Annotated in this window: 11 protein-coding genes and 2 tRNA genes; 1 reads left to right on the top strand and 12 read right to left on the bottom strand. The window is 60.1% G+C overall.

What is annotated here, in order from left to right:
- Positions 1-29: 29 nt before the first annotated feature.
- The 11 genes from ntrX to FLP30_RS09830 form a co-directional block, all read right to left on the bottom strand.
- The gene (gene ntrX, locus FLP30_RS09880; RefSeq protein ID WP_149279676.1) at positions 30-1,421 is read right to left on the bottom strand and encodes a nitrogen assimilation response regulator NtrX; all 1,392 of its coding nucleotides are present in this window, start codon (positions 1,419-1,421) and stop codon (positions 30-32) included.
- Positions 1,411-3,657 (bottom strand): sensor histidine kinase NtrY-like, encoded by a 2,247-nt coding sequence (locus FLP30_RS09875; RefSeq protein WP_408834540.1) that lies wholly within the window; start codon positions 3,655-3,657, stop codon positions 1,411-1,413. Before FLP30_RS09875 ends, ntrX begins: the two co-directional genes overlap by 11 nt.
- A gap of 26 nt (positions 3,658-3,683) precedes the next feature.
- Positions 3,684-5,132 (bottom strand): nitrogen regulation protein NR(I), encoded by a 1,449-nt coding sequence (gene ntrC / locus FLP30_RS09870; RefSeq protein ID WP_149279674.1) that lies wholly within the window; start codon positions 5,130-5,132, stop codon positions 3,684-3,686.
- A 50-nt stretch (positions 5,133-5,182) separates the two neighbouring features.
- Positions 5,183-6,313 carry a two-component system sensor histidine kinase NtrB gene (locus FLP30_RS09865; protein WP_246856493.1) on the bottom strand — a complete coding sequence of 377 codons (1,131 nt, stop codon included), beginning with the start codon at positions 6,311-6,313 and terminating at the stop codon, positions 5,183-5,185.
- Entirely contained in the window at positions 6,310-7,377 is a 1,068-nt protein-coding gene (gene dusB, locus FLP30_RS09860) for a tRNA dihydrouridine synthase DusB (RefSeq protein ID WP_210419270.1), read from the bottom strand. Before dusB ends, FLP30_RS09865 begins: the two co-directional genes overlap by 4 nt.
- A gap of 98 nt (positions 7,378-7,475) precedes the next feature.
- Positions 7,476-8,630: a 2-C-methyl-D-erythritol 2,4-cyclodiphosphate synthase gene (gene ispF / locus FLP30_RS09855; protein WP_149279672.1), complete on the bottom strand. Its 1,155-nt coding sequence runs from the start codon at positions 8,628-8,630 to the stop codon at positions 7,476-7,478.
- A gap of 247 nt (positions 8,631-8,877) precedes the next feature.
- Positions 8,878-8,954, bottom strand: a tRNA-Arg gene (locus FLP30_RS09850).
- A gap of 41 nt (positions 8,955-8,995) precedes the next feature.
- On the bottom strand, positions 8,996-9,301 hold the full coding sequence (locus tag FLP30_RS09845) for an ETC complex I subunit (RefSeq protein ID WP_149279671.1): 306 nt from the start codon (positions 9,299-9,301) through the stop codon (positions 8,996-8,998).
- A 26-nt stretch (positions 9,302-9,327) separates the two neighbouring features.
- Positions 9,328-9,404: transfer RNA gene (locus FLP30_RS09840), tRNA-Pro, on the bottom strand.
- Positions 9,405-9,462: 58 nt separating this feature from the next.
- On the bottom strand, positions 9,463-9,948 hold the full coding sequence (gene gpt, locus FLP30_RS09835) for a xanthine phosphoribosyltransferase (protein WP_149279670.1): 486 nt from the start codon (positions 9,946-9,948) through the stop codon (positions 9,463-9,465).
- 83 nt (positions 9,949-10,031) lie between these two features.
- Positions 10,032-11,372: a UDP-glucose dehydrogenase family protein gene (locus FLP30_RS09830; RefSeq protein ID WP_274705039.1), complete on the bottom strand. Its 1,341-nt coding sequence runs from the start codon at positions 11,370-11,372 to the stop codon at positions 10,032-10,034.
- 293 nt (positions 11,373-11,665) lie between these two features.
- Between FLP30_RS09830 and FLP30_RS09825 the strand changes: the two genes are divergently transcribed.
- A complete protein-coding gene (locus FLP30_RS09825) occupies positions 11,666-13,525 on the top strand; it encodes a Hint domain-containing protein (RefSeq protein ID WP_149279669.1) in 1,860 nt (619 codons plus the stop codon).
- Between the two features lie 76 nt (positions 13,526-13,601).
- On the opposite strand, the gene FLP30_RS09820 is transcribed toward FLP30_RS09825, so the two are convergent.
- The gene (locus tag FLP30_RS09820; protein WP_246856492.1) at positions 13,602-14,900 is read right to left on the bottom strand and encodes an MFS transporter; all 1,299 of its coding nucleotides are present in this window, start codon (positions 14,898-14,900) and stop codon (positions 13,602-13,604) included.
- Positions 14,901-14,959 lie beyond the last annotated feature (59 nt).

Below are 14,959 nucleotides of genomic sequence, written 5' to 3'. Positions count from 1 at the left end.
AAAGCACCGGCCTGTGTCGTCAACACGCGTCAGCCTGCTCCCCGTTCATCGGACGTTACACCAAGCTGCTTGAGTTTACGATGGAGAGCGCTACGTTCCATCCCTACGAACAGGGCTGTACGGCTGATATTACCGCCAAAACGCAACAACTGGGCCTGAAGATACTGTGTTTCAAACAGGTCACGCGCCTCACGCAGGGGCAGGCTCATGACATCGGTGCTGGCATCAAACTTCAGCAATGCCGGGGCACTCTCCCCCACGGTGGAAGGCAGCATGTCGGCGCGTATGGGTTCCTGACTGCCGCCCGGCTGCATAATCAGCACCCGCTCCATCAGGTTCCGCAATTCACGCACATTGCCCGGCCAGTCGTAGGCCTGCAACACGGCTACGGCATCGGGCGACAGTTCACGCGGGGGCAGGCCCGCCATTTCCGCCGCACGGCGCAAGAACAGGGCCGCAAGACCGGGGATGTCGTCGCGCCGCTCCTTCAGGGCGGGCATCCGCAGGGGCACGACCGCCAGACGGTAATACAAATCCTCCCGAAAGCGCCCGGCCACGATTTCGGCTTGCAGGTCACGGTTGGTTGTGGCCAGCACCCGCACATCCACCTTCACGCGGGAGGCACCACCCAGCCGCTCGAATGTCTGGTCCTGCAGGGCGCGTACAATCTTGCCCTGCGTTTCCATGGGCATATCGGCCACTTCATCCAGCACCAGCGTGCCGCCATGGGCGCGCTCAAGCACCCCTGTGCGGCGGCCGACACCATCGGCCCCACCTTCCAGCCCAAACAGTTCTTCCTCAAACCGGCCGGGGGCCAGAATGGCGCAGTTAAGCGCCACAAAGGGGCCGTCCTCCCTGCGGGAACTGGCGTGGATCATCCGGGCCGCCACTTCCTTACCCGACCCCGGTCCACCGCTGATCAGCACGCGTGAGCCGGTGGGAGCCACCTTTTCAATCTGGTGGCGGACGGCGGCAATCTGGGTGCTGTTGCCAAACAGGTCCGCATCCTGCCCGGCGCGCAGTCTCAGTTCCTCATTCTCCCGCGCAAGGCGTGAGGCTTCGAGCGCACGGCGGACGATCACCAGCAGGCGGTCTGCCTGAAACGGTTTTTCTATAAAGTCATACGCACCATGCTGCAGGGCTGTGACCGCAGTTTCAATCGTGCCATGGCCCGAGATCATCACGACAGGCACGGAGGCATCTTCCAGCTTCATGGCCTGGAGGATACCCAGCCCGTCCATGCTGGAGCCTTGCAACCAGATGTCGAGAATGACCAGCGAAGGCCGACGTAGCCGGAATGCCGCAAGAGCTGCATCCGCACTGGCGGCCACGCGTGTTTCATATCCTTCGTCACTCAGGATGCCTTCTATCAGCATCCTGATATCGGGTTCATCATCAACAATCAGGATTTCATGCGCCATGGTCGTCTTTCACCGGTAAAATCAGAGTAGCCACCGTTCCCTTCTCTCCTGCCCTGTCTTCCAGACGCACGGTTCCCCCATGATCTTCCATGATTTTTTTTACAATGGCCAGCCCCAGACCGGTACCTTTAGCCTTGTGTGTAACATATGGCTCGGTCAGTCGGTTCCTGTCGTCGGCTGGTAAACCGACACCATTGTCCGATACAGCGATGCTGATCTCTGCCCCAGCCTGCACTAACCCGACCGTAACATCCCCACGAATGGCGGTTGCCTCGGCCTCTGCGTCGGCTGTGCGGCCATTCATGCCAATGGCGTCGGCTGCATTCTGCAACAGGTTGATCAACGCCTGACTGATCAACCGCCGGTCGCACCGTATGACCGGGCCTTCCACCGGCAGATCAAGCGTATAGCGGATTTCGGGATGAGCGTTACGCTGGAGAATCAAAACCTCCCGCACGATGCGCGACAGGTTTTCATCCTTCATCACCGGCTGGGGCATCCGGGCAAAAGCCGAGAACTCATCCACCATACGGCCAATGTCCCCCACCTGCCGCACGATGGTATCGGCACATTGGGAGAATGTTTCCGGGTCAGACGTAATTTCCTTGAGAAAACGGCGCTTGAGACGCTCTGCCGCAAGCTGGATGGGGGTCAGCGGGTTTTTGATTTCATGCGCGATACGCCGCGCCACATCCGCCCAGGCTGCCTTGCGCTGAGCCTGTTGCAGGGCGGTAATGTCATCAAACGTCATGACATACCCTTCCGTCACAGTGCCGCGCCGCTCCGCACCGATACGGACAAGGAGAGTCCGCTGGCTGGCAACCGGGCCTGTCTGGATTTCCCGCGTAAGGGCCTGATCGGGTGCGATGGCGGCCTCGGCCAGCAGGTCTGCAAATTCAGGCACGCGCCGGGCCAGAGGTTCCCCAATGGCATCCATCAGGTCTGTTTGCAGCAGAACACAGGCCGCCTTGTTGGGCAGCTCTATTTTCTGCTCCACATCAAGCCCGATAACCCCGGCGGAAACGCCGGACAGAACGGCCTCGGTAAAACGCCTGCGCTCGTTAATCTGGCTATAGGCGGCCATAAGCTCGGCGCGCTGGCTGGCCAGTTCCTCCGTCATGCGGTTAAAGGCGCGGGACAGGCTGGCCACCTCATCATCCCGCCCGGTTTCGGGCACATGCACGCCCAGATCGCCCTCGCTCACCCTCCGGGCCGCGACACTCAGCAGCCCCAGGGGGCGGGCAATCTGGTTGGCCAGGGCAAGCCCCGTCAGCACCGCCGCTGCCAGCACCAAAAACGCCACCAGCATGAAGATCATGACAAAGGTGAGCTGGATCTTGGCCTTGTTGCTGTTCAGGTGGTGGTAATCCGCCACCACCTTTTCGGTCCGGTGCATGTGTTCAAGAATGACCGGGTCCACCAGTCGCGTAATCACCAGCATAAGGGCCGGTGTCTGCGACAGTTCCACCACGGCGCGCACGGTGCGGGCATCGGGGGAATCCAGAATAGCGACATCGTTCGAGCGGGCCATGAGGGTGGCTGCTGGCGGGGGGAGTTCCCGCTGGTAGCCAGCGCGGCTCATCAGCCCCCCTGCTGCCACAACGCGGTTGGTAATGGGGTCATACACCACGGCTTCTGTCAGGCCACGCATAGTCGCCTGACTGTCGAGGATCTCACCCAGCGCATTATGGTCCTGAAACAGGTCCACCCCGCTGGATGTCAGCTCGTTCTGTGCCCCCATGATATAGTTGGCCATGGAGAACGCATCGGTGCGGATATTGGCGTTATGTTCGGTCAGATACCCGCGCGAGGTTTGCAGCGCCTCGGTCAGGGCTGTGTTGACCCTGTCCGAAAACCAGATCTGGATTCCGTAATGGAAGAACAGCGTAGCAAAACCACCAACCACAAGTGTGGGTGCCACCGCGACAATACCAAACAGTGTCACCAGCCGGACATGCAGGCGGGTGCCCACCAGGTCCCCACGGTGCTCCAGCAACATGGGCCATAGCCGCAAGATCAGCGCCAGCAGGAACAGCGCCAGTACCAACCCATTGAGGAACAGAATAATAGGCTCCAGCAGCGCATAACGCCCGAACGACATCCCCGCCGACAGCACCACAAAGGTTGCAAAGCCAAGGCACAGGGTCAGGGCCGCCAGCGCCAGAGCGACACTGCGGCGCTCAAGCGAGCGCAGGACCCAACGCAATCGCGCCCGCGATAAACAGCTCTGGAGCATTGTTTTCAAGCGCCTCATGCGGGATGTCACACCACGCCGCGCACGACGGGAATTTCCAGATCACGGATTTTCTTGCGGAGCGTGTTGCGGTTAAGGCCAAGCATGGCAGCGGCTTTGATCTGGTTGCCTCTCGTTTCTGCCAATGTCATCTGGATCAACGGGCGTTCTACCTCGGCAATAATCCTGGCATGCAGGTCGTAGAGAGAAACACCGTCCCGACCGGCTTGCAGATAACGCCCGATATGGCGGGACACGGCATCCACCAGAGCCTCCCCGCCCCCTTCAACAGGCGGCTCACGCCCGCTTTCCAGAGCCAGATTTTCGGCCAGCTCGGTTTCCACCAGGTCTCTGGTAATGGTTTCCTGCGAGTGCAGCACGACAACACGCCGGATCAGGTTTTCCAGTTCCCGCACATTCCCCGGCCAGCGCCAGGCCTGCAGGCTGCTGATCGCATCCTCATCAATCTGGCGGTACCCACCGCCTTCCTCCCGGCACTGGTTGAGGAAGTGGCGTGCCAGCAAGGGAATATCCTCCAGCCGCTCCCGCAGGGGGGGCAGGCGCAAGGGCACCACATTGAGCCGATAAAACAGATCCTCGCGGAAAGTGCCGGACTGAATGGCCTGTCGCAGGTCACGGTGGGTTGCAGCTACAATTCTGACATCGGCTTTGAGCGGGCGGGTGCCACCGACTGTTGTAAACTCGCCTTCCTGCAAGACCCTGAGCAGGCGGGTCTGGGCCTCCTGCGGCATATCGCCGATTTCATCCAAAAACAGGGTGCCGCCGCTGGCCTGCTCAAACCGACCGGGCATGCGCCCCTGCACACCATCACGCTCGTAGCCGAACAGTTCACTCTCAATCTGAGTGCGGGGGATCGCCGCCATGTTCACCGCAACAAATGGCCCATTCCGGCGGTGGCCATATTCATGCAGGGCATAGGCAACCAGTTCCTTGCCCGTGCCACTTTCCCCCGTGATCATGACTGTCAGATCGGACGTCGTCAGGCGGGCAATGGTGCGGTAAATCGCCTGCATGGCTACCGACTGCCCGATCAGGGGCAGGCGTTCCTCCGGCGGGCCATCCTGCTGTGTGCTTTCCCCCTCCCGCGCGGGGGCTGTCAGCGCCCTGGCGACAACAGCCTGCAATTCCGCCAGATCAAACGGTTTGGCCAGATACTCAAACGCACCACGCTGCATGGCCTTGACGGCCATGGTCAGGGTGGACTGCGCACTCATGACCACAATCCGCAGATCAGGTCGGGTCTGGCGAATACGTGGGATAAGGTCCAGCCCACTCCCGTCGGGCATGACCACATCGGTAATAACCAGATCGCCCTCTCCCTCCTCCACCCATTGCCACAAGGTGGAGGCATAGGGGGTGCTGCGGACCTGATAACCCGCACGCCCCAAGGCCTGCCCCAGAACGGTGCGGATTGAGCGGTCGTCATCAGCAACAAGAATGGTGGGCGGTGGCGTCATGGTTACAGAACCAACAAAAGGCGGGCTGGAATAAGGCGGAGGAACATGGTTCAGTCACCCAGCGGGGGTGCTGGCCCCTGCGTATTTTCCTCCGCTACGGGCAGGAAGAGGCTGATATCCGTCCGGCCTGGCCGACTGTCCACATCAATCGCACCACCGTGGTCATCCATGATCTTGCCCACCAGGGCCAACCCCAGCCCACTGCCATTGGCCTTGCTGGTAATAAAAGGTTCAAACAGATGTGGTCGGATGCTTGGGGCAATCCCTGGGCCAGTATCACGCACCGTCACCACCAACGGCAGGTGCCGCCACGCCCCTGTGCCGGGTTCGGCCAGACGGATGCCGGGGCGGTAGCTGGTCATGAGGGTAATCTGCCCTTCCCGCCCGCTGTCGCGCATGGCTTCCGCCGCGTTTTTGACCAGATTGATCAACACCTGCACCAGCCTGTCCCGGTCGCCCCAGACAGGCGGCAGCGAGGGGTCATAACGTTCAACAATACGAATGCCTCTGGCAAAGCCGTTCATTGCCAGCAGCCGGACGTGTTCAAGAAGACGATGAATGTTCAGGGCACTGCAATGCAGTTCTGCCTCACCAAAAATGCCCATGCGGTCCACCAGAGCATCAATCCGGTCAACCTCATCGCAGATCAGGGTCGCAAGCTCCCGGTCCCCTTCGCTCGCGGCCTGTTCCAGAAGCTGGGCAGCCCCCTTGATACCCGACAGAGGGTTACGGATTTCATGTGCCAGCATGGCCGCCATGCCAGAAACACTGCGAGCAGCGGAGCGATACGTCATCTGCTGGTCAAGTGCTCGGGCCACATGTGCCACGTGGAACGTTAGCAGGATAATGCCTGGATAATCGGGCACATCTGCTGCCTGAATCGTCACATTCTCATGGTGGAAACGCGCCGAGCTAAAAACCACTTCGTGCTCTGTCACGCTGCCGCCGCGCTGCTGCAAATGCTCCATCAGCGTAAACAGCGGGTGATCCGCCGGGGCAAGAGCGCGCAGCCCCCCTTGTTTGAGCTGCTGGCGCGACATGGCAAAGAACTCTTCCGCCGCCACATTGACGGCGATAATATCCATGTCCCCGCCCACTTCCAGAACAGGGACGGGCAGGCTGTCGAGCAGGTTTTCCGCGCCCGGGGCACGAGGCTCCGACCCGCGAGAAAACTGTTTCACGCGGCGCAGACCTCCGCCTGCTGGTCGGCCCCATGCCGGGAGACACGGGCTTCACGCACAGCACCTGCGGCAATCCGCGCGTCATAGAACTCCGCAATCATATCCAGCGCCTGGGCGGATGTTTCTACCCGGTTGAACGCCGCCCTGAACGCAGCGGAATCCGGCAGCCCGGCCGAGTACCAGGAGACATGCTTACGCGCCAGACGCAGGCCGGGCCTGTCGCCAAAATGGTCGAGCATCATGCCGTAATGTTCCAGCACAATCAGCTTTTCGGCTTGCAGGTCGGGGTCAGGTATCTCCTGCCCATGGCACAAGGCCTGCGAGACCTGAGCCAGAAACCAGGGCCGTCCATAGCAGCCGCGCCCGATCATAACCCCATCGGCCCCGGACTGGCGCAGCGCCAGACGGGCATCCTCCACAGTCAGGATATCCCCGTTGACGATAACTGGCAGAGCAACCGCGTCCTTGACCTGACGGACAAAAGCCCAGTCAGCCACACCGTTGTAAAACTGCTGACGGGTGCGGCCATGCACCGTAATCATACGGATACCAACATCCTGCGCGATCCGCGCCAGAACCGGTGCATTGAGGTGCTGGTGGTCCCAGCCCATACGCATCTTGAGGGTCACGGGCACAGGCACGGCTTTGACCACGGCGTCCAGCAGGCGGGCGGCGGCGGCTTCATCCCGCATCAGGGCGGAGCCTGCCATCTGCCCGACTGCCACTTTTTTAACCGGGCAGCCAAAATTGATATCAATAAGGTCCGCCCCGCGCCCTACGGCAATGCGGGCGGCCTCGGCCATGGCATCGGGGTCGCACCCGGCAAGCTGCACGGCATTGGGGCCTGCGGCATCGGCTGTTTCAGCCATACGCAGGGTTGTCTCATTTTCCCGCACCATAGCCCAGGAGGCGATCATTTCCGAGACGACAAGCCCTGCCCCCAGTTTGCGGGCAAGGCGGCGGAAAGGCAGATCCGTCACACCCGACATGGGGGCCAGAATGACAGGGCTGTCCAGCGTAATGCCGCCAAGGTCGATCGGTCGCAGGTGGGGTTGCGAATGCACGGTTTTTTCCATTTGCCTACAGAGTAAGCAGAAATACAGACCCGCTGCCCACGGTGCAATGCTTTAATGCACCGGGGCTCCAGCCCGCACCCCTGCGTTTAAGGCAGCAGGACAGAAACCGTTGCCGCGCAGGCGATACCCTCTTCCCGCCCGGTAAAGCCCAGACGCTCGCTGGTGGTAGCTTTGACCGAAATACGGTCAACATCAACCTCCAGCAGGGCTGCCAGACGCTCACGCATGGCTTGGGCATGGGGGCCGATCTTGGGCCGCTCGCAGATCAGTGTGAGATCCGCATTGGCCAGCATACCCCCACGGTCGCGGATGCGTTGGCCTGCATGCACCAGAAAACGCGCACTGTCGGCGTCTTTCCACTCATTCTGGCTGGGGGGGAAGTGACGGCCGATGTCGCCTTCCGCCAAAGCGCCGTAAATGGCATCGCACAGCGCATGGATGCCCACATCGGCATCAGAATGACCGGCAAGCCCCAGCGTATGGGGCACCGTAATGCCGCATAGAATAAGGGGACGCCCTTCTTCAAAGGCATGCACATCGTACCCCAGCCCCACACGCGGCAGGAGCATGGGGCTGACCAGCCGTTCAAGACGCACCAGATCCCCCTCATATGTCAGTTTGATATTGTCTTCGTCGCCCGGCACAAGGGCCACGCCAAAACCGGCGTCTTCCAGCAGGCTGGCATCATCTGTTGCCGTCAGGGCCGCGGCAGAGCGGTGCAGCCCCAGAAACAGGCCAAAACGGAAGCCCTGCGGTGTCTGCGCCCTGAAAAGATTGTCACGCGGGACAGTGCCATCAATAACCCCGTCCACACCCCGCTTGAGCGTATCCGCCACAGGCACGGCAGGAATAGCACCGGGATGGGCCTTGAGCCCTTCCAGCACATTCCACACCAGCCGGTCGGTGACGTAGGGGCGTGCGCCATCGTGCACCAGCACGACATCGGGCTTTTCGTGTTCAGGCAGGGCATCCAGCGCCTCCAGCCCTGCACGCACACTAGCCTGCCGGGTCTCCCCCCCCATGACGGGGGGCAGGACGGACAGGCCATCCAGTGCCTCGGTCAGGGATTCGGGGTCCCCCACAGGCTGAAGGCAGGTAACATGCGGCAACAAGGCCTCCGCCGCGTGGCGGATAACTGGCCGACCGGCCAGCAGCACATACTGCTTGGGAATGCTCGTGCCTGTTGAGGCGGCATAGCGACTGCCCGTTCCGGCAGCCAGAAGAATGGCAGCTACTCGCATGTGGCAAGCAATGCGACCACACCCGCCCGCCGTCAAGGGCAAAGACAGCAAGACCCCACAGCAAAAAAGTCTGGCTGCAAAGCCACCAGACCGCCCTGCCAAAAAACCACACACAAACGCCCTTACCTACCGGCACCACAGGCATGGCCAGAACTGTAAGAACAGATGATTTGGGAAGACTATTCGAAAGGAAAAGGACAGGCGGAGGCCCATCACTTCAACTACCCACATTTAAGAGGCAGGAAGGTGGCGCGCCCTGCTGGATTCGAACCAGCGACCCACAGCTTAGAAGGCTGTTGCTCTATCCAACTGAGCTAAGGGCGCATATCAACAGGGCTGTCCCATAACCGGAACGCAGAGTGAAATCAATGCGTCCAGTTCTGGATACGGTCAAATCGGAAATTATCGGCATAGACTTTAGGGCGCTGCAAACGCACACCCGGCTGCTCGACCTGATAGGCAACGCCTTCCTGTGCAGCATAGGCTTCTGCCGCATCAAGGCTATCAAAAACGAGCCTGATCTGGGAAAGAGTGTCCTGGCTGCCGGTCCAGCCCATAAGAGCGTCCTGCACACGCGGTGCAGTCTGCCCATATTCGAGAATCCATTTATGCGTTCCTGCCCGACCGGACTGACCGGCTGGCTTGGACTGCCTGTAGATACGCGCTGGCATGCAATGTGCCTCCCGCTTCTCTTTTATGGTCGGGGCGCCCGGACTCGAACCGGGGGCCTCGTGTACCCAAAACACGCGCGCTACCAGGCTGCGCCACGCCCCGAATGACCCGGAACCTAAGCGCCCCGCCCCCATCTGGCAAGAGCGACTTTACAAAAAAATTACTTATTCTGCTCACTTTCGCTTTTGACCAGCGGCGGCACAAACAGCGGAGCCGTATCCCACGGGAACAGTACCCAGGTATCCTGCGGCACTTCCGTCACAAAAACATCTGTCAGGTCGCGGCCTGCAGGCTTGGCATACAGGCACGCAAAGCAGGCTTTGGGCAGTTGCTCACGCACCATCCGGGCCGTTACGCCAGAATCCACAAGGTCATCAACGACCAGAAACCCCTCGCCATCACCTGCGGCTTCTGCCCGTTTGATAATGGTGGGGGTGCCCATGCGCTCATCATCATAGGTGACGACACCTATGGTCTCCACCAGACGGCAGCCCAGTTCACGCGCCACAATGGCCGCAGGGATAAGCCCACCCCGTGTCACAGCCACAATCCCGCGAAACGGCATACGGGGCACCAGCAGTTCCGCCAGCCGCCTGCCGTCACGGTGCAGTTGGTCCCATGTCACTGTTGCGTAGTTGATGGCCATGATGTTCCCATACCTTAAGGTTCAGCCCATGTGCGAGCACTTGCCCCCTCCGTAACGGCAGAGGCAAGTGCGACCTTAGCCTGTCAGGGGCGACCAACCGACTGATAGACAAAGCCCGCAGCCCGCATGGCGTCTGGGTCAAAGATGTTGCGCAGGTCCACAACAACCTTTGCACGCATCTGCTGGGCCAGACTTTCGGGCGAGAGCGCACGGAAAATGTTCCACTCTGTCAGCACCACCAGCACATCCGCCCCCTGTGCGGCGTCCATGGCATCGGCACAGTAGATGGTCTGGGCTGGCAGCAGGGGCTTGGCGGCCTCCATCCCAACCGGGTCATACGCACGCAGCACGGCCCCGGCTTCCGCCAGGCGGTGCAGAATGGGAATGGATGCGGACTCGCGCATATCGTCCGTTTCGGGTTTGAAGGTCAGCCCCAGCACCGCCACGGTCCGGCCGTTTACCGCGCCCCCACAGGCTGCAATAATCCGCCCCGCCATGGCCGCCTTGCGGGCCTCGTTAACCTGCACGGTGGTTTCCACCAGACGGCAGCCGCTCTGGCTTTCCTGCGCAATACGCGACAGAGCCAGTGTGTCTTTGGGAAAGCACGACCCGCCATACCCCGGACCGGGGTTGAGGAAGCGCTGCCCGATGCGTGTATCCAGCCCCATGCCACGGGCCAGCCCTTCCACATTGGCACCCAGCTTTTCGCACAGGTCGGCCATTTCGTTGATGAAGGAAATCTTCATCGCCAGGAAGGAGTTAGAGGCATATTTGGTCAGTTCTGCCGTTTCCAGCCCGGTAAACACCAGCTCGGCAGCAGACTGCGCCAGCGGGCGATACACACGCCGCATGACATTCTCGGCCCGTGCCGTGCCGTTCTTGCCTGCTTCGTCCAGACCGATGATCACCCGGTCCGGGCGCATGAAGTCATCAATCGCGCTGCCTTCACGCAGGAATTCGGGGTTGGACGCCACATCAAAGTCCAGATCGGGCCGGGCCTCGCGGATGATTTCCGCAATTCTACGGCTGCTGCCCACCGGTACGGTGGATTTGGTGACAATAACAGCATAGCCGGTCAGAGCCTGGGCGATCTGGCGGGCGGCGGCATGCACATACTGCAGGTCGGCGGCACCATCACCATTGCGCGGGGGGGTACCTACCGCAATAAACACAGCCTCGGCCCCGACCACGGCGCTGGCAATATCATCCCCAAAAACCAGCCGACCGGCCTGACTGTTGGAAACGACAAGAGTGTCCAGCCCGGGCTCGTAAATGGGGATACGCCCCTCACGCAATGCCGCCAGCCGTTCAGCGTTGGTTTCCACCACGGAAACATGCATCCCGAATTCAGCAAAACATGCGGCAGAAACCAGGCCGACATATCCGCCACCAATCATGGCTATGCGCACGAGCTTTTTCTCCACTCCAGATGGTCCATGGCCAGACATCGCAACCAACACCCGGCTGGGGCAGACATGCCCGCTTTGCCCCCGGTGTGCAATGCGCCTGCCATGTTTTTAGCGCCACCCCACCCCCTGGCAGAAGCAACAGCTGCACCCGCCACCGCGCACCCATAAATACTAATAAAGGGATATTATTTAGGAAAATATTCTTCTATTTTATGATTTTTATTGCACATTTGACGTAATAATCAAAATAAAACATGCCACAGTTCAGATGGAAGACATACCCCAAAGCCCCTCTGGAGTCTTCAATCATGGCCACATATACGGATACGACCAACGGCACATCCTACACCGTTACGACCAATCTTCTGTCCTCCTCCCAGGTTGTCATCAAGGACAAAAACGGGGCCGTCATTACGACCCTGTCGAACATTCCCAGCGGCCTGCTGGCCAATCATATCCTGACCGGACAGGACGCAACCATCGGCAGCCTGATCTCTCTGCTCGGGGGCACGTGGGTGTCCACCCCCGGCAGCACAGGGCAGATCAACATTCTTCTCAGCGCCCTGACAGCCCCGCAGTTTTATATTGGCGGCACAACGGCCATCAACATGGCCATTACTGCGGCAACAGCCATTACCGTTAATGTCTATGGTGGCAATGCATCTTTTTCAGGCTCGATTCTGGCAGGTCTGCTCAGCGGGTCCACCATTACCATCGGCTATGGCGGCTCTTTTTCCAGCGGCACCAACCTTGCCAGCATCCTGCAAGGCACCACCATCAACTTTGCAGAGGGCGGCGGCACACTGGTGCTAAATGCAGGTGGCAATGTGCTCAACCTGCTGTCCAGCAACGGCTCCAACGTTACCCTGAACAACTACGACCCCACAAAAGATACGATCAAGCTACAAAATACGACCGCTCAGATTACTGGCTACACCGTGGAAGGCTCGGGACTAACCCGCACCGTCACGCTGTTTGGTGGGGACGACAACACAACCATTGCCACCTATTCCGTCACCCTGGCCAGCAGCGCCAGCCTACCAACAGGCACCTACAACGCCCTGAGCGACGATGTCAGCACCAACCCGCTCCGTATTACCTACGATAGCGACAACACCTATATTGGCACCTGCTTTCTGGCAGGCGCGATGATCCTGACCCGCCATGGTGAAAAGGCCGTGGAAACCCTCCGGACCGGGGACGAACTGGCCATTGCTGGCACTGGCGCAGAGGAACACCGCCCGGTCATATGGACAGGCAGGCACCACGTAACCGTAAGGCCCAACCTGCCCGATGATATTGCGGGCTACCCTGTGCGTGTATGCAAAAATGCTGTGGCTGATGGGGTGCCCCATACTGACCTGCTGGTGACTGCTGAGCACTGCCTGTTTCTGAACGGATGTTTCGTGCCTGTGCGGATGCTCGTCAACGGCAGGTCGATTGCCTATGACCGCTCCATCACATCCTATGATTACTATCATGTTGAAACCAGCCAGCACTCCATCATCACCGCCAATGGCCTGCTGACGGAAAGCTATCTGGATACAGGCAACCGGCCTGCTGGCACCGTTGTCAGCATGAAGCACCATACACGCCGCACGTGGGAGAAAGATGCCGCCGCCCCGCTGGCCGTGCACCGGGAGGTGGTGGAACCAATGTTCATCTCTCTGGCTACCCGCGCTGCAACACTCAGTCCCTCCCCCCCCGATACCCCGCCCTGCCCTATTCTAACCCATGACCCCGCCCTGCACCTGACGACGCACGACGGCAGGGCAATCCGCAAGATACGGGCCACCGACCGTTATGCTGTCTTTATGCTGCCCGCCAATATCGACACAGTCCGCATCCGCTCCCGCGCCAGCAGACCGAGTGACACTATCGGCCCGTTCATGGATGACCGCAGACTGTTTGGGGTATTGGTCGGCGCTGTCCATCTTTGCGAAGGGGGCCGCATCCGTATTCTGGAGGACCACCTGCACACCCCAACCCTGCCTGGCTGGCAGGCACCGGAATGGGCAGATAGCCGCTGGACCACAGGCAACGCCATATTACCCTTGCCAGGTCGGGCGGCCGACAGCATCGCCCTGCTGACACTCCATATCCGCGCGTGCGGGCCTTATTGCCTGCCACAGGGCACGCTTACCCCCGACACAGCCCGCCTTGCCTGAAGACCATGCAGCAAAAGCGACAGTACATAAAAAAAACCGGCCCCTGAGAAGGAGCCGGTTTTTTGCGTAAACTACCTTACGCTGCGTGTTTCTGAACTTTCCAGCCCGTTTCCTGCAAACGGAAGGAGAGCAGAATGGCAATGACAATACCAATCAGCAAAGGCAGAAATGCCTTGTGGAACAGTGCCATGCTGTCCGTGCTGCCACCTGCCATAAGGGCTGACACCAGCGGGGACATGACCCCCGTTGTACCAAACACAAGGAAGTTCATGACCCCCGCAGCGGTCCCTTTGACTTCCGGCGGGTTGACTTCCTTCATGGAGGAAAACGGGATCATGGCTGCGCCAGAAGCAATACCCATGACCAGCGCCACAGAATAGCGCGGCATAACCCCAACCGGCACATACAGCGCACAGAGGGAAGCCGCCAGCAGCACCAGCGCTCCGCCAATCAGGATCGGTTTACGCAGGCCGATCCGGTCTGACAGCCACCCCAGCAACGGGCACCCGATCACCCAGCCGATCGGCACCATGGAAACATCGGAAGCCGCAAAGGCCATGCTCACATGCTCACCCTTGTTCAGCATGGACGCGCCCCAGCCAAGTGCCCCAATCGTAGTGGGCACAAACAGCAGGCCGCCAATAATACCGGCGTACCAGCTTTGCCGGTTGCTGAAAATGATCCGGAACGGCTTGAGCAGGTTACCAAAGGAAAAATGCCCGTGGTGGTCAGCGCTGTCGCCTGAATCACGGGGCATGACAAACCAGGTGGAAACGGCAAGGCAGATCCCAAGAATACCAAAGCCCAGCCACACCGTCTGCCACGGAATATGGAATGACCCGTTGGGGTCGATCAGGATACGGGTCGGTTTGGACCCAAATGCGGCCCCGGCCATGCCAAGGCACTGGGTCAGCCCGACAAAAAGAGCGAGTGTCCGTGCCGGCAGGTACCGTGCAGCAACATAGGACGAGCCCACAAATGCGCAGATTGCCCCCAGAGCCTGGATAACATACCCACCAATACCTGCAGCCAGACTGCCCTGTGCAAAAATAAGGCAGCCGACACTGGTCACACTAATGCCGACAGCCATGGTGGCATGGGCACCATAACGGTCCAGCAGCACCCCGACAGCCAGAGCGGCCAGCGCGTAAACAATGTAATAGGAGGCAATCATCAGCCCAAGGTGGCTGTTACCCCAGGCCAGAGCCAGCTCGTCCTGCATAATGCCGGGGGCCGAGCGGATGGCGTACTGATAGAAATAGAATAACGCACACAAAAACCATGCCAGCACATAAAGCGGCTGGATTGTCTGCGGCTGGCCTGCCGGTGCGGACTGCGGCAAAGGCGTGGCGCTGGACGTCTTGGAAGCCGACATAAACAATTCCGGTCTATCATAAAGGCTCCGCCCGCCTTCCATAATCGAGAAAGGCGGGC

Source organism: Acetobacter vaccinii (genome assembly GCF_008365315.1).
GTDB lineage: Bacteria > Pseudomonadota > Alphaproteobacteria > Acetobacterales > Acetobacteraceae > Acetobacter > Acetobacter vaccinii.
Note: the sequence above shows the minus strand (reverse complement) of the source record. Positions and strands in the feature narration are given on the sequence as shown.

What these genes read in the sequence shown, in the direction of transcription:
- ntrC (WP_149279674.1), bottom strand. Translation starts at nt 5,132, where the DNA reads ATGACGCCACCGCCCACCATTCTTGTTGCTGATGACGACCGCTCAATC.
- FLP30_RS09875 (WP_408834540.1), bottom strand. Translation starts at nt 3,657, where the DNA reads ATGCTCCAGAGCTGTTTATCGCGGGCGCGATTGCGTTGGGTCCTGCGC.
- ispF (WP_149279672.1), bottom strand. Translation starts at nt 8,630, where the DNA reads ATGCGAGTAGCTGCCATTCTTCTGGCTGCCGGAACGGGCAGTCGCTAT.
- FLP30_RS09820 (WP_246856492.1), bottom strand. Translation starts at nt 14,900, where the DNA reads ATGTCGGCTTCCAAGACGTCCAGCGCCACGCCTTTGCCGCAGTCCGCA.
- FLP30_RS09845 (WP_149279671.1), bottom strand. Translation starts at nt 9,301, where the DNA reads ATGCCAGCGCGTATCTACAGGCAGTCCAAGCCAGCCGGTCAGTCCGGT.
- ntrX (WP_149279676.1), bottom strand. Translation starts at nt 1,421, where the DNA reads ATGGCGCATGAAATCCTGATTGTTGATGATGAACCCGATATCAGGATG.
- gpt (WP_149279670.1), bottom strand. Translation starts at nt 9,948, where the DNA reads ATGGCCATCAACTACGCAACAGTGACATGGGACCAACTGCACCGTGAC.
- FLP30_RS09825 (WP_149279669.1), top strand. Translation starts at nt 11,666, where the DNA reads ATGGCCACATATACGGATACGACCAACGGCACATCCTACACCGTTACG.